Below are 18,772 nucleotides of genomic sequence, written 5' to 3' on the forward strand. Positions count from 1 at the left end.
CTTCGGTGGGAGGCCGTCGCCCGGGCCTCACGGCTTGACCGGGCTGGATGGCCGTGCCGTTCTCTGGTATGCTCGCTCTTTGCGCTGCCCCCTACCTTCCGTGCTCGTCGATGAGCTGTCGTGCCGCCATGCCCCCGGTTGTCCCGGGATGTCCTGCGGACGGCGGGAACGACGGTCCGTACCGGGTCGGGTGCAGCCAGCCCAGAGTTACGAACAGGCCCGTGGAAGGAACGCTCCTTGGCTGCCTCGCGCACCACGTCCAAGCACATGAACACCGCAATGACGGTGACCGGTCGACTGTCCTTCGGGAAGATCCGGGAGCCGATGGAGGTGCCCGACCTCCTGGCCCTCCAGACCGAGAGCTTCGACTGGCTCCTCGGGAACGAGCGCTGGCAGCAGCGCGTCGCCGCCGCGAAGGCCGAGGGACGCGACGACGTCCCGGACCGCTCCGGCCTCGAGGAGATCTTCGAGGAGATCTCCCCGATCGAGGACTTCAGCGGCTCGATGTCGCTGAGCTTCCGCGACCACCGCTTCGAGGAGATCAAGTACTCGATCGAGGACTGCAAGGAGCGCGACCAGACCTACTCCGCGCCCCTGTTCGTCACCGCCGAGTTCATGAACAACACGACCGGTGAGATCAAGAGCCAGACCGTGTTCATGGGCGACTTCCCGCTCATGACCGAGCGCGGCACCTTCATCATCAACGGCACCGAGCGCGTCGTCGTCTCGCAGCTCGTCCGCAGCCCGGGCGTGTACTTCGAGCGCACGCCCGACAAGACGTCCGACAAGGACATCTACACGACCAAGGTCATCCCGAGCCGCGGTGCCTGGCTCGAGTTCGAGATCGACAAGCGCGACATGGTCGGCGTGCGCGTCGACCGCAAGCGCAAGCAGTCGGTCACCGTGCTCCTCAAGGCGCTCGGCATGTCCGAGGCCGACATCCTCGAGGAGTTCGGCCAGTACGAGTCGATGCGCCTCACCCTGGAGAAGGACCACACCCAGGGCCAGGACGACGCGCTGCTCGACATCTACCGCAAGCTGCGTCCGGGCGAGCCGCCGACCAAGGAGGCCGCGCAGACCCTGCTCGACAACCTCTACTTCAACGGCAAGCGCTACGACCTGGCCAAGGTCGGTCGCTACAAGATCAACAAGAAGCTGGGCATCGAGGGCGAGCTGTCGAACTCGACGCTGGCCATCGAGGACATCGTCGCGACGATCAAGTACATCGTGGCGCTCCACGCCGGCGAGGAGACCCTGCCGGGTCGCCGCCGCGGCGAGGACGTCGAGATCCGCGTCGAGACCGACGACATCGACCACTTCGGCAACCGTCGCCTGCGCAACGTCGGCGAGCTCATCCAGAACCAGGTCCGCACCGGCCTGTCGCGGATGGAGCGCGTCGTGCGCGAGCGGATGACGACCCAGGACGTCGAGGCCATCACGCCGCAGACCCTGATCAACATCCGCCCGGTCGTCGCGTCCATCAAGGAGTTCTTCGGCACCAGCCAGCTCTCCCAGTTCATGGACCAGAACAACCCGCTCGCCGGCCTGACGCACAAGCGTCGCCTGTCGGCGCTCGGCCCGGGTGGTCTCTCGCGCGACCGCGCCGGCATGGAGGTCCGCGACGTCCACAGCTCGCACTACGGCCGCATGTGCCCGATCGAGACCCCTGAGGGCCCGAACATCGGCCTCATCGGCTCGCTCGCCTCGTACGGCCGGATCAACGCGTTCGGCTTCATCGAGACGCCCTACCGCAAGGTGAACAAGGGCCGCCTCACCGACGACGTGCACTACCTGTCCGCCGACGAGGAGGACGAGCACGTCATCGCGCAGGCCAACGCCACCCTCAACGAGGAGGGCACCGCCTTCGCCCACGAGCGCGTCCTCGTGCGCGTCAAGGGCGGCGAGGTCGAGTACGTCCCGGCCGAGGACGTCGACTACATCGACGTCTCCGCGCGCCAGATGGTCTCCGCGGCGACCGCGCTCATCCCGTTCCTCGAGCACGACGACGCCAACCGCGCCCTCATGGGCTCGAACATGCAGCGCCAGGCGGTCCCGCTCGTGCGGGCCGAGGCGCCGCTCGTCGGCACCGGCATGGAGTACCGCGCCGCCGTCGACTCCGGTGACGTCGTCATCGCCGAGAAGGCCGGCGTCGTCACCGAGGTGTCCGCCGACCTCGTCACCGTCGCCGGTGACGACGGCACGAGCCGCACCTACCGGATCAACAAGTTCAACCGGTCCAACCAGGGCAACAGCTACAACCAGCGCGTCATCGTCTCCGAGGGTGACCGCGTCGAGGTGGGTGGCCTCATCGCCGACGGTCCCGCGACCGACGGTGGCGAGATGGCCCTCGGGCGCAACCTCCTCGTGGCGTTCATGCCGTGGGAGGGCCACAACTACGAGGACGCGATCATCCTCAGCCAGCGCCTGGTGCAGGACGACGTCCTCTCCTCGATCCACATCGAGGAGCACGAGGTCGACGCCCGCGACACCAAGCTCGGCCCCGAGGAGATCACCCGGGACATCCCGAACGTCTCCGACGAGGTCCTGGCCGACCTCGACGAGCGCGGCATCATCCGCATCGGTGCCGAGGTCCGCGACGGCGACCTCCTCGTCGGCAAGGTCACGCCCAAGGGCGAGACCGAGCTGACCCCCGAGGAGCGCCTGCTCCGCGCGATCTTCGGTGAGAAGGCGCGCGAGGTCCGTGACACCTCCCTCAAGGTGCCCCACGGCGAGACCGGCACCGTCATCGGCGTCAAGGTCTTCGACAAGGACGACGGCGACGAGCTGCCCCCGGGCGTCAACTCGCTCGTGCGCGTCTACGTCGCGAACAAGCGCAAGATCACCGACGGCGACAAGCTCGCGGGCCGCCACGGCAACAAGGGCGTCATCTCCAAGATCCTCCCGGTCGAGGACATGCCCTTCCTCGAGGACGGCACGCCCGTCGACGTCGTCCTCAACCCGCTCGGCGTCCCCGGACGCATGAACGTCGGGCAGATCCTCGAGCTGCACCTCGGCTGGGCCGCCAGCCGCGGCTGGGAGATCGCCGGGGACCCGGAGTGGGCCAGGCTCATCCCGGACGACGCTCGCTCGGCCCCGGCCGGCTCGCGCGTCGCCTCCCCGGTGTTCGACGGCGTCCGCGAGGACGAGATCATCGGTCTGCTCGACTCGACGACCAAGACGCGCGACGACGTGCGCCTCATCGACGGGACCGGCAAGGCCCGGCTCTTCGACGGCCGCTCCGGTGAGCCGTACCCCGAGCCGGTGTCCGTGGGCTACATGTACATCCTCAAGCTCCACCACCTCGTCGACGACAAGATCCACGCGCGCAGCACGGGTCCCTACTCGATGATCACCCAGCAGCCGCTCGGCGGTAAGGCCCAGTTCGGTGGCCAGCGCTTCGGTGAGATGGAGGTGTGGGCCCTCGAGGCCTACGGCGCCGCCTACGCGCTGCAGGAGCTGCTCACGATCAAGTCCGACGACGTCAACGGCCGCGTGAAGGTCTACGAGGCCATCGTCAAGGGCGACAACATCCCCGAGCCCGGCATCCCCGAGTCCTTCAAGGTCCTCATCAAGGAGATGCAGAGCCTCTGCCTCAACGTCGAGGTGCTGTCCAGCGACGGCACGACGATCGAGATGCGCGAGGCCGAGGAGGACGTCTTCCGCGCAGCGGAGGAGCTCGGCATCGACCTGTCGCGGCGCGAGCCCAGCAGCGTCGAAGAGGTCTGACAGGTGCGGGTCGGGACGCCTCGCGCGTCCCGGCCCGACCACCCGGTTCGACACCCCACCTGACAGACCCTTTACAGCGTTAGCAACGAAAGAAGGAACCACGTGCTCGACGTCAACTTCTTCGACGAGCTCCGGATCGGTCTCGCGACCGCCGACTCGATCCGTGGCTGGAGCCACGGCGAGGTCAAGAAGCCCGAGACGATCAACTACCGCACCCTCAAGCCCGAGAAGGACGGACTCTTCTGCGAGAAGATCTTCGGCCCGACCCGGGACTGGGAGTGCGCGTGCGGCAAGTACAAGCGCGTCCGCTTCAAGGGCATCATCTGCGAGCGCTGCGGCGTCGAGGTCACCCGCGCCGCCGTCCGGCGTGAGCGGATGGGCCACATCGAGCTCGCCGCCCCCGTCACCCACATCTGGTACTTCAAGGGCGTCCCGTCGCGCCTGGGCTACCTCCTCGACCTCGCGCCGAAGGACCTCGAGAAGGTCATCTACTTCGCCGCCTACATGATCACCAGCGTCGACGTCGACCAGCGTCACGCCGACCTGCCCTCGCTCGAGGCGCAGATCCAGGTGGAGAAGAAGGAGATCGAGAACCGTCGCGACGCCGACGTCGACACCCGGGCCAAGAAGCTCGAGGACGACGTCGCCGCGCTCGAGGCCGAGGGCGCCAAGTCCGACGCCAAGCGCAAGGTCCGCGACTCCGCCGAGCGCGAGATGAACGCGATCCGCCGTCGCGCCGACCAGCAGGTCGAGCGCCTCGAGCAGGTCTGGGACCGCTTCAAGAACCTCAAGGTCCAGGACCTCGAGGGCGACGAGGTCCTCTACCGCGAGATGCGCGACCGCTTCGGGCTGTACTTCGAGGGCGGGATGGGCGCCGCGGCGATCCAGAAGCGCCTCGAGACCTTCGACCTCGACGCCGAGTCCGAGCTGCTGCGCGAGATCATCGCCACCGGCAAGGGCCAGCGCAAGACCCGCGCCCTCAAGCGCCTCAAGGTCGTCAGCGCCTTCCAGACGACGACCAACCAGCCGGCCGGCATGGTCCTCGACGCGATCCCGGTCATCCCGCCGGACCTGCGCCCCATGGTGCAGCTCGACGGTGGCCGCTTCGCGACCTCGGACCTCAACGACCTGTACCGCCGGGTCATCAACCGGAACAACCGCCTCAAGCGACTGCTCGACCTCGGCGCGCCCGAGATCATCGTCAACAACGAGAAGCGGATGCTCCAGGAGGCCGTCGACAGCCTCTTCGACAACGGCCGTCGCGGTCGCCCGGTCACGGGCCCCGGCAACCGTCCGCTGAAGTCGCTCTCCGACATGCTCAAGGGCAAGCAGGGCCGGTTCCGCCAGAACCTGCTCGGCAAGCGCGTCGACTACTCCGGCCGCTCGGTCATCGTCGTCGGCCCGCAGCTCAAGCTGCACCAGTGCGGCCTGCCCAAGCAGATGGCGCTCGAGCTCTTCAAGCCCTTCGTCATGAAGCGGCTCGTCGACCTCGACCACGCCCAGAACATCAAGTCGGCCAAGCGCATGGTCGAGCGCCAGCGCCCCCAGGTGTGGGACGTCCTCGAAGAGGTCATCACCGAGCACCCGGTGCTGCTCAACCGCGCGCCCACCCTGCACCGCCTCGGCATCCAGGCCTTCGAGCCGCAGCTCGTCGAGGGCAAGGCCATCCAGATCCACCCGCTCGTCTGCACCGCCTTCAACGCGGACTTCGACGGCGACCAGATGGCCGTGCACGTGCCCCTGTCCGCGGAGGCGCAGGCCGAGGCCCGCATCCTCATGCTCTCGTCGAACAACATCCTCAAGCCGGCCGACGGCCGTCCCGTGACGATGCCGACGCAGGACATGATCATCGGCCTGTACCACCTGACGACCGAGGTCGAGGACGGCATCGGCTCCGGCCGCTCCTTCTCCACGGTGTCCGAGGCCCGCATGGCCTTCGACGCCGGCGAGATCCTCCTCGGCTCGCCGGTGAAGATCCGCCTCAAGCACGTCGTCCCGACCCCGCTCAGCGACCTCCCCGAGGGCACCGAGCAGGACGGCGACGGCTACATCGAGAGCCTCCTCGTCGAGACGACCCTCGGTCGCGCGCTCTTCAACGAGACGCTCCCCATGGACTACCCGTTCGTCAACGACCAGGTCGACAAGAAGCGCCTGTCCACGATCGTCAACGACCTCGCCGAGCGCTACAGCAAGGTGCAGGTCGCCGCGAGCCTGGACGCGCTCAAGGAGTACGGCTTCCACTGGGCGACCCGCTCGGGCACCACGGTCGCCATCTCCGACGTCGTCACCCCGCCGCGCAAGCTCGAGATCCTCGAGGGCTACGAGGCCAAGGCGACCAAGGTCCAGACGCAGTACGAGCGCGGTCTCATCACCGACGACGAGCGTCGCCAGGAGCTCATCGAGATCTGGACCCAGGCGACGAACGAGGTCGCCAAGGAGATGGAGGCGAACATCCCGCGGACCAACACCATCTACCGCATGGTGTCCTCGGGTGCTCGTGGTAACTGGATGCAGCTGCGGCAGATCGCCGGCATGCGTGGCCTGGTGTCGAACCCGAAGGGCGACATCATCCCGCGACCGATCCGCGCGAACTTCCGCGAGGGCCTGTCGGTGCTCGAGTTCTTCATCTCGACCCACGGGTCGCGCAAGGGCCTCGCCGACACCGCGCTGCGCACCGCCGACTCGGGCTACCTCACGCGTCGCCTCGTCGACGTGTCGCAGGACGTCATCATCCGTGAGGACGACTGCGGCACCGAGCGCGGCCTGCCGATGCCGATCGCCTCGACCGACGAGCGCACCGGCACCCGGTCGGTCCACGACGACGTCGAGACCTCGGTCTACGCGCGCAGCCTGGCCGAGGACGTCGTCAAGGACGGCGAGACCCTCGCGGAGGCCGGCATCGACCTCGGTGACGTCGTCATCGGCGCGCTGTTCGCCGCGGGCGTCGACTCGGTGAAGGTCCGCTCGGTCCTCACCTGCGACTCCAAGGTCGGCACGTGCGCGAAGTGCTACGGCCGTTCGCTGGCGACGGGCAAGCTCGTCGACATCGGCGAGGCCGTCGGCATCATCGCGGCGCAGTCGATCGGTGAGCCCGGCACCCAGCTGACGATGCGTACCTTCCACACCGGTGGTGTGGCGGGTGACGACATCACGCAGGGTCTGCCGCGTGTCGTCGAGCTCTTCGAGGCGCGCACCCCCAAGGGTGTCTCGCCCATCGCGGAGGCCTCGGGCCGGATCACCATCGAGGAGACCGACAAGGCGCGGCGCATCCTGCTCACGCCGGACGACGGCTCCGACGAGCACGCCTACCCGGTGACGAAGCGGGCCCGCCTGCTCGTCGCCGACGGGCAGCACGTCGAGGTCGGCACCCAGCTGACCCAGGGCTCGATCGACCCCAAGCAGGTGCTGCGCATCCTCGGCCCGCGCAAGACGCAGGAGCACCTCGTCGACGAGGTGCAGCACGTCTACCGCCAGCAGGGCGTGTCGATCCACGACAAGCACATCGAGGTCATCGTGCGACAGATGCTGCGCCGGATCACGATCATCGAGTCCGGCGACGCCGACCTCCTGCCGGGCATGCTCGCCGAGCGTGGCCGCTTCGAGGACGAGAACCGTCGCGTGGTGTCCGAGGGTGGCAAGCCCGCCTCCGGTCGCCCCGAGCTCATGGGCATCACCAAGGCCTCGCTCGCGACCGAGTCGTGGCTGTCGGCCGCCTCCTTCCAGGAGACGACCCGCGTCCTCACCGAGGCCGCCATGGAGGGCAAGTCCGACTCCCTGCTCGGCCTGAAGGAGAACGTCATCCTCGGCAAGCTCATCCCGGCGGGTACGGGTCTGCCCCGCTACCGCAACGTCGCGGTGGAGCCCACCGAGGAGGCCAAGGCCGCGATGTACTCGATGCCGAGCTACGACGACTACACCTACGCCGCCTTCGGGCCCGGCTCGGGTGAGGCCGTCCGCCTCGACGACAGCGAGCTCGGTCTCGACCGGCTCTGACGTCACGGCACGCACCGCGAGGGCGGGCGCACCGGTGGGAGACCACCGGGCGCCCGCCCTCCGGCGTCGCCGGGGTGCAGGCGGTCACCGGGACCGTCCGCGCGGGGTCCTCCGCACGGTGCAGCACGTCCGCCCGACGCGGCGAGGGACACGGATTCCGCAGCGGCGTGTCGCCGGGCCCGGACGGGGTGGGGTGTCTACACTCTGGGAACTTTTCGTCGATGACCCCCCGAGGGTCGTGACTGCTGGTACGTTCTCGCGCTACAGGGGAAGTTGAAGTTCACATTGCAGGGGCAATGTTGAAAGGCGATTCCCCATGTCCCCGGTGCAGTACCTGCTCTCTGCCCCCACCGCGTCCCGCTCCCGCTCCCGTTCCGTCTCCCGCGTCATCGCCGCGGGTGCCCTGGTGTCCGTCACCCTGACGGTGCCCGCGACGGCCGGTGCCGACGACCCGGTCTCGACCCGCTCGGTCACCTCGACCGGCTCGGGCGTGGGGTCGACCACCGCGACCGGGACCCAGGTCCTGCCCGCCGGCTCGGCGCGCGCCGCCGACACCGCCGGCGCGGCCGCTCCGGGCACCACCTCGTACGCCGTTCCCGCAGGCGCCGTCGTCGTGTCGACCCGGGGCTCCGACGCCGCGGCGGGCACCCTCGCCGCCCCCGTGCGCACGCTGGCCCGGGCGCTCGTCCTCGCCCCGGCGGGCGGCACGGTCGTCCTGCGGGCCGGCACGTACACCGAGTCGGTGACGGCGTCGAAGAAGGTGACGATCCAGAGCTACCCCAGGGAGGCGGTGTGGCTCGACGGCACCGTCGCCGTCGGCGGCTGGGTCAAGGACGGCACCACGTGGCGCCGTGACGGCTGGACCAAGCGCTTCGACGCCAGCGTCGGCTTCTCCAAGGGCGACGTCGACGGCACCGCCGCCGGCTGGCGCTGGCTGAGCCCCGACTACCCGATGGCCGCCCACCCCGACCAGGTCTGGGTCAACGGGGCCGCCCTGCGGCAGGTGTCCTCGCGCGCCGCGGTCACCGCCGGCCGGTTCTTCCTCGACACCGCGACCTCGAAGCTCTACATCGGCTCGAACCCGACCGGCGTCGAGGTCCGCGTCTCCTCGCTCGAGAAGGCGCTGCGGGTCCGCGGCGAGTCCAGCGTCGTGCGGGGCATCGGCATCCGCCGCTACGCCCCGAGCATCTGGCACATCGGCGCGGTCACCGTCGAGGCACCTAAGGTCCGCTTCGAGAACGTCACCGTCACCGACAGCTCGACCATCGGCCTCGGCGTCGTCCGCGAGGACGCAGTCCTCTCGAACGTCAGCGTCCTGCGCTCGGGCCTGCTCGGCGTCCACGCGGCCACCGCCGACCGCATCCGGGTCGTCAAGAGCCGGATCGACGGCAACAACACCGAGCGCTTCAACCCCGCCCCCGTCTCCGGCGGCATCAAGGCCGGCCGCTCGCGGGGCGTCACCGTCGTCGACAGCTCGGTCTCGAACAACCTCGGCCAGGGCTACTGGTCGGACGTGTCGGTCTACGACACGAAGATCCTCAACAGCAACATCAACGGCAACCGGGCCGCCGGGGTCTTCCTCGAGATCAGCGCCCGCGGCACGGTCGTCAACAACCTCATCGCCGACAACGGCGGCGACGGCGTGAAGATCAACAACACGAGCAAGGTCGTCATCTACAACAACACGGTCGTGCGCAACGGCCGGCCGATCAACATCGTGCAGGACCCGCGCCGTCCCTCGAACACCTCCTACGGCGACGACACCCGCTACCTCAACGACCCGGAGATGACCTGGCTCATCGGACCGGTGACCGTGCGGAACAACGTCATCGGCCTGACGAGCACCGGCAACTGCGTGCTCTGCGTCGAGGACTACAGCCACCAGCGCACCGCCGCCCAGATGGGCGTCACGAGCAACGGCAACGTGTTCAACCGCGCCACCACCTCGACCTCGAAGTGGCTCACCGTGTGGAGCCGGGGGACGATCAACGTCAACCCCGCGGTCTACACCACGCTCGCGCAGCACCGCAGCGGCACCGGCCAGGACGGCACGAGCCTGGCGTACGACGGCACCGTCGTCGTCACCACGAACGGCACCCTGTCCTCGTCGGTCCGCAGCCGGGCGAGCACCGCGGCCACGGCGCTCCCGTCCGACGTCGCCGCCCTCGCGGGCCAGCCCGCCGGCGTGCGCTGGTTCGGGGTCTTCGGCCGCACGGGCTGACGCCCACCGCCGTCCACCGGACCCGCACCTCGTCGTGCGGGTCCGGTGACGGCTGCGAGGATGGGGCCATGGACCCCGCCCTCGTCATCCGACGCGAGCTCCCCGGCGACGTGGAGCCCACCCGCGCGCTGCACGACGCCGCGTTCGGGGTGCCCGAGGGCGCGCCGCGCTCGCTCGAGACGCGCATCCTGGACCGGCTGCGGGCCGAGGGGGACGTCATCGACGCCCTGACCTTCGTCGCCGAGCTCGACGGCGAGGTCGTCGGTCACGTCGTGTGCAGCCGGGCGAGCATGGGGGAGGGCCACAGCGTCGGGCTGGGCCCGGTCGCCGTGCGCCCCGACCGCCAGGGGGAGGGGATCGGCTCGGCCCTCGTGGCCGCCGTCCTCGTCACCGCCGACCAGCGGCACGAGCCCTCGGTCGTGCTGCTCGGCGACCCCGGCTGGTACGCCCACTTCGGCTTCGAGACCGCGGCCCGGCACGGGGTCGGGTCGCCCGGACCGTGGGAGGAGCGCTTCTTCCAGGTCAAGCGCCTGCAGGCGTGGCGCCCCGAGCTCGCCGGCCCCTTCCGGTACGCGCCGGCCTTCGACCTCGAGGGTGCGTAGGGCACCTCGGGTCGGGTCCGGCCGGGAAGCGATTTGGAGCGCTTCCCGCTGGCCGGTATTCTTGAGAGCCGTGTCTGGCTAGGTCCAGGCCCTGGAGCCGGGATCCCCACCGCGAGGTGGTGAGCACGGCCTCGCCCACCTCTTGCCGGGCGCCCCACCACGACCCCCACCGGGGGTCAGCCATGGGGAGTGCAGGGAGGAGCAGCCGGTGCGACACACCCGACCACGGGGGTCGTGCACCGGACACCCAAGGAGCGACGGCACCACGCCGTCGCGTCGACCAGACAGCAAAGGAACCAGGTTGCCTACCATCAACCAGCTGGTGCGCAAGGGCCGGCAGGACAAGGCCACGAAGGCCAAGACCCCTGCCCTCAAGGGCTCTCCGCAGCGCCGCGGCGTGTGCACGCGTGTGTACACGACCACCCCCAAGAAGCCGAACTCCGCCCTCCGCAAGGTCGCCCGCGTGCGCCTCACGAGCGGCATCGAGGTCACCGCGTACATCCCCGGCGTCGGCCACAACCTCCAGGAGCACTCGATGGTGCTCGTGCGTGGCGGTCGCGTGAAGGACCTGCCCGGTGTCCGGTACAAGATCATCCGAGGCGCCCTCGACACCCAGGGCGTGAAGAACCGTCAGCAGGCGCGCAGCCGCTACGGCGCGAAGAAGGGCAAGAGCTGATGCCGCGCAAGGGACCCGCTCCGAAGCGGCCGCTCGTCGTCGACCCGGTCTACGCGAGCCCGCTCGTGACCTCGCTCGTCAACAAGGTGCTGCTCGACGGCAAGAAGTCGATCGCCGAGACGATCGTCTACGGCGCCCTCGAGGGCTGCCGCGAGAAGACCGGTACCGACCCGGTCCAGACGCTCAAGCGCGCGCTCGACAACATCCGCCCGACCCTGGAGGTCAAGTCCCGCCGTGTCGGCGGTGCGACCTACCAGGTGCCGATCGAGGTCAAGCCGACCCGCGCCACGACCCTGTCGCTGCGCTGGCTCGTCGGCTACTCGCGTCAGCGTCGTGAGAAGACGATGACCGAGCGCCTCATGAACGAGATCCTCGACGCGTCCAACGGCCTCGGTGCCGCGGTGAAGCGTCGCGAGGACACCCACAAGATGGCCGAGTCGAACAAGGCCTTCGCGCACTACCGCTGGTGACCCGCGTCCCCGGTGCCCCCGCCCGACCGGCGGGGCACCGGGGGACCGGTCGCCCGCACCGCCGCGCACCCGAAACCGCACACACCGCGAACGAGACGAGAACACGAACGTGGCACAGGACGTCCTGACGGACCTCAACAAGGTCCGCAACATCGGCATCATGGCGCACATCGACGCCGGCAAGACCACGGCGACCGAGCGCATCCTCTTCTACACCGGCGTCAACCGGAAGATGGGCGAGACGCACGACGGCGCCTCCACCACCGACTGGATGGAGCAGGAGAAGGAGCGCGGCATCACGATCACCTCGGCCGCCGTGACCTCCTTCTGGGAGGGGTCGCAGATCAACATCATCGACACCCCCGGTCACGTCGACTTCACGGTCGAGGTCGAGCGCTCGCTGCGCGTCCTCGACGGCGCCGTCGCCGTCTTCGACGGCAAGGAGGGCGTCGAGCCCCAGTCCGAGACCGTCTGGCGCCAGGCCGACAAGTACAACGTCCCCCGCATCTGCTTCATCAACAAGATGGACAAGCTCGGCGCGGACTTCTACTTCACGGTCGACACGATCAAGGACCGCCTCGGCGCCGAGCCCCTCGTGCTCCAGCTGCCGATCGGGGCCGAGAACGACTTCGTCGGTGTCGTCGACCTCATCTTCCGCCGCGCCCTCGTGTGGCCCGGCGACGCCAAGGGTGACGTCACCATGGGCGCCAAGTACGAGGTCCAGGAGATCCCGGCCGACATGCTCGAGAAGGTGGAGGAGTACCGCCACCAGCTCATCGAGCGCGTCGCCGAGTCCGACGACGCCCTCATGGAGAAGTACCTCGAGGGCAACGAGCTGACCCCGGAGGAGATCAAGGCGGGCATCCGCACGCTGACGATCCGCTCCGAGGTCTACCCGATCCTGTGCGGCAGCGCGTTCAAGAACCGTGGCGTGCAGCCGATGCTCGACGCCGTCGTCGACTACCTCCCCTCCCCGCTCGACGTGCCGCCCATGGTCGGCCACGCCCCGGGCAACGAGGAGGAGTCGGTCACCCGCGCGCCGAGCAAGGACGAGCCGTTCTCCGCGCTCGCCTTCAAGGTCGCGACGCACCCGTTCTTCGGCACCCTGACCTTCATCCGGGTCTACTCCGGCCACATCACCGCGGGCACCCAGGTGCTCAACTCCACCAAGGTGAAGAAGGAGCGCATCGGGAAGCTGTTCCAGATGCACGCCAACAAGGAGAACCCGGTCGGCGACGCCCTCGCGGGCCACATCTACGCCGCCATCGGCCTCAAGGCCACGACCACCGGTGACACCCTGTGTGACATCGACAACCCGGTCGTCCTCGAGTCGATGACCTTCCCCGAGCCCGTCATCCAGGTGGCCATCGAGCCCAAGACCAAGGGTGACCAGGACAAGCTCGGCACGGCGATCCAGAAGCTCGCCGAGGAGGACCCGACCTTCCAGGTCCACCTCGACGAGGACACCGGCCAGACGATCATCGCCGGCATGGGCGAGCTCCACCTCGACATCCTCGTCGACCGCATGCGGCGCGAGTTCAAGGTCGAGGCCAACGTCGGCAAGCCGCAGGTCGCGTACCGCGAGACCATCAAGCGCTCGATCGACAAGTACGACTACACCCACAAGAAGCAGACGGGTGGGTCGGGCCAGTTCGCGAAGGTCCAGATCGCGCTCGAGCCGCTCGACACGGGCGAGGGCGAGCTGTACGAGTTCTCGAACAAGGTCACCGGTGGCCGCATCCCGCGCGAGTACATCCCCTCGGTCGACGCCGGCATCCAGGACGCCATGCAGTACGGCGTGCTCGCGGGCTACCCGCTCGTCGGCATCAAGGCGACCCTGCTCGACGGTGCGTACCACGACGTCGACTCCTCGGAGATGGCGTTCAAGATCGCCGGCTCCATGGCGCTCAAGGAGGCCGTCCGCAAGTGCGAGCCGGTCCTCCTCGAGCCGATGATGGCCGTCGAGGTGCGCACGCCCGAGGACTACATGGGCGACGTCATCGGCGACATCAACTCCCGCCGTGGCCACATCCAGGCCATGGAGGACATCAGCGGTGCCAAGGTCGTGCGCGGCCTGGTCCCGCTGTCCGAGATGTTCGGGTACGTCGGCGACCTGCGGTCCAAGACCCAGGGTCGTGCGAACTACTCGATGGAGTTCGACTCCTACGCCGAGGTCCCCAAGTCGGTGGCCGAGGAGATCATCAAGAAGACGCGAGGCGAGTGACCGCTAGACTGGTCGCTGGTCTCCATCCGAGAAGCATCCAACCAACCCCCAAAGACGACGCCACGTCCTGCCCGGTCGTAACGGCGTTCACTGATACAGAGTCCTGAGGAGGACATCAAGTGGCGAAGGCAAAGTTCGAGCGGACCAAGCCGCACGTCAACATCGGCACCATCGGTCACATCGACCACGGTAAGACGACGCTGACGGCTGCGATCTCCAAGGTCCTGCACGACAAGTACCCGGACCTGAACCCGCAGTTCGCGTTCGACGACATCGACAAGGCGCCCGAGGAGAAGCAGCGCGGCATCACCATCTCCATCGCGCACATCGAGTACCAGACCGAGGGTCGTCACTACGCCCACGTCGACTGCCCGGGTCACGCCGACTACGTGAAGAACATGATCACGGGTGCGGCGCAGATGGACGGCGCGATCCTCGTGGTCGCCGCCACCGACGGCCCGATGCCGCAGACGAAGGAGCACGTCCTCCTGGCCCGCCAGGTCGGCGTCCCCTACGTCGTCGTGGCGCTCAACAAGGCCGACATGGTCGACGACGAGGAGATCCTCGAGCTCGTCGAGATGGAGGTCCGTGAGCTCCTCTCGGCCTACGAGTTCCCGGGCGACGACCTCCCGGTCGTCAAGGTCTCGGCGCTCAAGGCCCTCGAGGGCGACGCCGAGTGGGGCAAGACCGTCCTCGAGCTGATGGACGCGGTCGACACCTACATCCCCGAGCCGGAGCGCGAGACGGAGAAGCCGTTCCTCATGCCCGTCGAGGACGTCTTCACGATCACCGGTCGTGGCACCGTCGTCACCGGTCGCATCGAGCGCGGCATCCTCAAGGTCAACGAGGAGGTCGAGATCGTCGGCATCCACACCGGCCCGCCGGCCAAGACCGTCGCCACCGGCATCGAGATGTTCCGCAAGCTCCTCGACGAGGGTCGTGCGGGCGAGAACGTCGGCCTGCTCCTTCGTGGCATCAAGCGCGAGGACGTCGAGCGCGGCCAGGTCGTCGTCAAGCCGGGGTCGATCACCCCGCACACCGAGTTCGACGCGAACGTCTACATCCTCGGCAAGGACGAGGGTGGCCGTCACACGCCGTTCTACGACAACTACCGCCCGCAGTTCTACTTCCGCACCACCGACGTCACCGGTGTCGTGAAGCTGCCCGAGGGCACCGAGATGGTCATGCCCGGTGACAACACCGAGATGTCCGTCGAGCTCATCCAGCCCATCGCGATGGAGGAGGGCCTCAAGTTCGCCATCCGCGAGGGAGGCCGCACCGTCGGCGCCGGCCGGGTCACCAAGATCAACAAGTGACCTGACGCCGGGTTCGTCCCGGCGGCTCGTCGAAGGGCCCGCACCCCGATCGGGGGTGCGGGCCCTTCGCCGTCGTCCGGGTCGCGGTCAGCAGGTCTGGCTGATGTAGAAGTACGAGTCCTCCAGCGCGCCGGTCGAGGAGTTGCGCACGTAGACCGTGGCGGTGTTCGCGTCCGCGGCGAAGCCGTTGTCGACGGTGACCTCGCGCGTGCTGGCGAAGATGATGTCGGTGGCGGCGGCGGCGCAGCGCTCGACGTCACGGTTGAAGGTCACCGTGTAGACGCCCTCGCTCGAGCGTGCCGAGCCGGTCACGCCCGAGGCGGTCGCGCTGTAGATCCCGCCGGACGGGCTGATCGCGGCGTAGAGCGGCTTGACGAAGAAGCCCGCCACGTCGGCGAAGATGTGCGCGGCCCCCGGCGTCTTCAGCGTGAACTGGCCGCTGGCGTTGACGGGGACCGTCACCATGTTGGCGACGGGGCCGGCCGGGTTGTAGTTGACGAGCGAGGCCAGCGGCTCGGGGGTGCCGGTCGCCCAGCCCTTGATGTCGCTCGTCTTGTTGTTCCTCGAGATCGCCCCGAGGTTCAGCTGGATCGCCGTGACGACCCCCGCGGAGGTGGGCAGGTCGCACGAGCCGGCCTTGCCCCCCTGCACGGCGTAGCTGGCGAGGGTGGCGTCGAAGGTGCGCTGGCCGGAGACGAGGGCGCCTCCGTTCTCACGGGTGTCGATGATGCGACACGGCGTGACGCCGACGAGCTGCGACTCCGACCCCGGGGGGAACAGCGCGGACACCGCGGGGGCGTCGACGTCGGAGGTCGGGGCGCCGGGGTTCGGCGAGCTGCCGGCGGCGGTCGCGGCCGTGGCGGTGAGGGCGAGTGCCGTGGCCCCTGCGAGGGCGGTCGCGGCGCGGCGGGTGCGGGTCGAGATGGTCATGGGTCCTCCTGCGATGGTCGGTGCCGGGGGGAGGCCCGGCGTGGAGGTGAGGAGGGCTCGAGGGCCTCCGGTGATACCTCGGTGGGTACTCCGGGAGCCGGTCGGGTCAGTCCTGCCGGTCCTGCTCCCACTGCCCCCGGGTCAGCTCGGCGAGCCATTCGCCCTGCTCGGAGCCGGGGAGGGGGTTCTCCCACGCGCGGTGCTCGACGCCCGTGTGGCGCATGCCGATCCGGCGCATCACGCCGCGGCTGCCGAGGTTGACGACCATCGTCTCGGCGACGACCCGCTCGAGGCCCACGGTGGCGAAGCCGTGGTCGAGCACGGCGCGCGCCCCCTCGCTCGCCAGGCCCCGGCCCCACGCCCACGGATGGAGCCGCCACCCGATCTCGGCCAGTCCGGGGCCCTCGGGGGTGAGCAGCCACCAGCCGACGAACCGTCCCCGCTCGAGACCGGCCCAGTAGCCCAGACCCATCGCGTCGTGGGCGGGGTCGAGGCGGGCCAGCGTGCGGTCGCGCACCTCGTCCGGGGTGCGGGGCCGGTCGAGGTGGCGCATGACGTCGGGGTCGGCGTCGAGGGCCTCGAGCTCGGGGAGGTCGTCCCAGGTCAGCGGACGCAGGACCTGCCGCTCGGTCGTGAGGACGGGCTTGCCCCGAGGGGGACGGCGCGGGCTCACGGCGCGGCCGGTGCCGGCGGCGCCAGGCGGCCGGCCGACTCGGCCACCAGCGCCTCGTGGACGCGGGCGATGGCGGGGGAGGGTGCCATCGAGGTGCGCCACGTCATCATCACGCGCCGGGTGGGCACGGGGTCGGTGAGGGGCAGGGCGACGACGCTCGGCGGCAGGAGCTCGCGTCCGAGCCGGGGCACGAGGCTGACGCAGACCCCCTCGGCGACCAGGCCCACGTGCGAGGAGAACTCCATCGACCAGTGGCGGATCAGGGGGCGGCGGCCGTGGAGGTCGAACATGTGGGTCAGCCAGCCGTGGCACACCGAGCCCTCGGGGGCGCAGACCCACTCGGCGTCGGCCAGCTCGAGGGCGGAGGCACTGGCGGCCCCGGCGAGCGGGTGGTCGGCCGGGACGAGCACGTCAGCCGTGTCGACGCCCAGGGTCACGACCTCGACGTGGGCCGGGAACGGCAGCGGGAGGTCGCCCCAGTTGTGGACGAGGGCCGCATCGGCGCCGCCCGACGCCACCAGGTCGATCGCCTCGTGCGGGTCGTGCTCGACGACCGTGACGTCGAGCAGCGGCTCCTGCATGCGCAGCCGGCGCAGGGTGGGGGCGACGAGCCCCCGGACGGCCGTGGAGAAGGCGACGAGGCGGACGGCCCCCGTGACGGGCCCCCCGGCGACCCGGCCGAGCCCGGACTCGAGGGCCTCGAGCCGCGCGAGGATGTCGGACCCCTCGTCGACGAGGTGGCGCCCCAGCTCGGTGAGGACGACCCCGCGCCCGACGCGGTCGAGGACGGCACCCCCGACGCGGCGCTCGAGCCGCTTGACCTGCTGCGAGACGGCCGAGGGCGTGTACCCGAGCTCGGCCGCCGCACCGCCGATCGAGCCGGTGCGGCGCACGGCCGACAACGTCACGAGGTGCTCGACGGCGATCATGCAGCAACGCTACACGGACTCGTGGAGGAGGCGTCGCTGGTGCTTCACGATGAGGGAGGCGAGGATGGGCCCGTGCCCCTCAAGGACGTCCTCGCCGCCTGCCTCGTCATGGTCCTGTGGGGCGCCAACTTCGTCGTCATCGACTGGGGGCTGCGCGACGTCCCGCCGCTGCTGTTCCTCACGATGCGCTTCGGCCTGGTCCTCCTCGCGCTGCCGTTCGTCCCCCGGCCCGACGCCCCGCTGCGCAGCGTGCTCGCCGTGGGTGCCGCGATGAGCCTGGGCCAGTTCGGCCTGCTCTACACGGCCCTGGCCCTCGGGATGCCGCCGGGCCTGGCCTCGCTCGTCCTCCAGCTCCAGGCCGTCGTCACCGTCGTCCTCGCCGCGGCGGTCCTCGGCGAGCGTCCCGCGCTGCTCCAGTGGACCGGGGTGGCGCTCGGGGTCGTCGGGCTCGGGGTCGTGGCCCTCGGCCGCGGCGGACACGTGCCCCTCGTCGCCCTCGTGCTCATCGTCGGGGCCGCCGTGTCGTGGGCCGTGGGGAACGTCCTCGTCCGCCGGCTCGAGGTCCCGGGCGGGCTCGGGCTCACCGTGTGGTCCGCCCTCGTCGTGCCGCTGCCCCTCCTGGCGCTCTCCCTCGTCCTCGACGGCCCGGCGGCCGTGGGTCACGCGCTGACCCAGCTCACGCCGGCGGCGTGGCTCTCGACGCTCTACACGGCGGTCCTCGCCTCGCTCGTCGGCTACGGCATCTGGAACCGGCTCCTCCAGCACCACCCGGCCTCCGAGGTCGCCCCGTTCACCCTCCTCGTGCCGCCCGTCGGCATCGCCGCGGCGTGGCTCGTCGCGGGGGAGCGGCTCACCCCGACCGCGCTCGGCGGAGGGGCCCTGCTCGTCCTCGGCGTGGCCCTCGTCGTCCTCGGGCCGCGCGTGCGCGCGGCCGTGCGGGTGCGAACCGGGCTGACGGGGTAGGGAGGGCGAGGCGGGCGGCCCGGACCGCCGACCGCCCGTCCCGACACCA

12 protein-coding genes are annotated in these 18,772 nt (G+C 69.8%); 9 read left to right on the forward strand and 3 right to left on the reverse strand.

Annotated features, from left to right (window positions below):
• Positions 1-237: 237 nt before the first annotated feature.
• The 8 genes from rpoB (at position 238) to tuf (ending at position 15,228) form a co-directional block, all read left to right on the forward strand.
• Positions 238-3,726, forward strand: a complete 3,489-nt coding sequence (rpoB, locus tag ACFWN3_RS14175) for a DNA-directed RNA polymerase subunit beta (protein WP_377640615.1) — start codon at positions 238-240, stop codon at positions 3,724-3,726.
• 102 nt (positions 3,727-3,828) lie between these two features.
• Positions 3,829-7,719 (forward strand): DNA-directed RNA polymerase subunit beta', encoded by a 3,891-nt coding sequence (locus ACFWN3_RS14180; protein ID WP_377640617.1) that lies wholly within the window; start codon positions 3,829-3,831, stop codon positions 7,717-7,719.
• Positions 7,720-8,035: 316 nt separating this feature from the next.
• Positions 8,036-9,940, forward strand: coding sequence for a right-handed parallel beta-helix repeat-containing protein (locus ACFWN3_RS14185; RefSeq protein WP_377640619.1), 1,905 nt, complete (start codon positions 8,036-8,038; stop codon positions 9,938-9,940).
• 68 nt (positions 9,941-10,008) lie between these two features.
• Positions 10,009-10,542, forward strand: coding sequence for a GNAT family N-acetyltransferase (locus ACFWN3_RS14190; RefSeq protein WP_377640621.1), 534 nt, complete (start codon positions 10,009-10,011; stop codon positions 10,540-10,542).
• Positions 10,543-10,843: 301 nt separating this feature from the next.
• On the forward strand, positions 10,844-11,218 hold the full coding sequence (gene rpsL / locus ACFWN3_RS14195; protein WP_377640623.1) for a 30S ribosomal protein S12: 375 nt from the start codon (positions 10,844-10,846) through the stop codon (positions 11,216-11,218).
• Positions 11,218-11,688 carry a 30S ribosomal protein S7 gene (gene rpsG, locus ACFWN3_RS14200; RefSeq protein WP_377640625.1) on the forward strand — a complete coding sequence of 157 codons (471 nt, stop codon included), beginning with the start codon at positions 11,218-11,220 and terminating at the stop codon, positions 11,686-11,688. The genes rpsL and rpsG overlap by 1 nt, the downstream gene beginning before the upstream one ends.
• Positions 11,689-11,797: 109 nt before the next feature.
• The gene (fusA, locus tag ACFWN3_RS14205; protein WP_377640628.1) at positions 11,798-13,912 is read left to right on the forward strand and encodes an elongation factor G; all 2,115 of its coding nucleotides are present in this window, start codon (positions 11,798-11,800) and stop codon (positions 13,910-13,912) included.
• Between the two features lie 119 nt (positions 13,913-14,031).
• Positions 14,032-15,228, forward strand: coding sequence for an elongation factor Tu (gene tuf / locus ACFWN3_RS14210; RefSeq protein ID WP_377640630.1), 1,197 nt, complete (start codon positions 14,032-14,034; stop codon positions 15,226-15,228).
• 87 nt (positions 15,229-15,315) lie between these two features.
• Here the strand turns inward: tuf and ACFWN3_RS14215 are convergent, their stop codons facing one another.
• The 3 genes from ACFWN3_RS14215 to ACFWN3_RS14225 all read right to left on the reverse strand — a co-directional run bounded on the left by ACFWN3_RS14215 (position 15,316) and on the right by ACFWN3_RS14225 (position 17,760).
• A complete protein-coding gene (locus ACFWN3_RS14215; RefSeq protein ID WP_377640631.1) occupies positions 15,316-16,158 on the reverse strand; it encodes a hypothetical protein in 843 nt (280 codons plus the stop codon).
• A gap of 106 nt (positions 16,159-16,264) precedes the next feature.
• Positions 16,265-16,831, reverse strand: a complete 567-nt coding sequence (locus ACFWN3_RS14220; RefSeq protein ID WP_377640633.1) for a GNAT family N-acetyltransferase — start codon at positions 16,829-16,831, stop codon at positions 16,265-16,267.
• Complete coding sequence (locus ACFWN3_RS14225; protein ID WP_377640634.1) at positions 16,828-17,760, reverse strand: LysR family transcriptional regulator; 933 nt, start codon at positions 17,758-17,760, stop codon at positions 16,828-16,830. The genes ACFWN3_RS14220 and ACFWN3_RS14225 overlap by 4 nt, the downstream gene beginning before the upstream one ends.
• Positions 17,761-17,832: 72 nt before the next feature.
• On the opposite strand from ACFWN3_RS14225, the gene ACFWN3_RS14230 reads away from it, so the two are divergent.
• Positions 17,833-18,723 (forward strand): EamA family transporter, encoded by an 891-nt coding sequence (locus ACFWN3_RS14230; protein WP_377640636.1) that lies wholly within the window; start codon positions 17,833-17,835, stop codon positions 18,721-18,723.
• Positions 18,724-18,772 lie beyond the last annotated feature (49 nt).

The sequence above is a fragment of the Oryzobacter terrae genome (genome assembly GCF_042756445.1).
GTDB lineage: Bacteria > Actinomycetota > Actinomycetes > Actinomycetales > Dermatophilaceae > Oryzobacter > Oryzobacter terrae.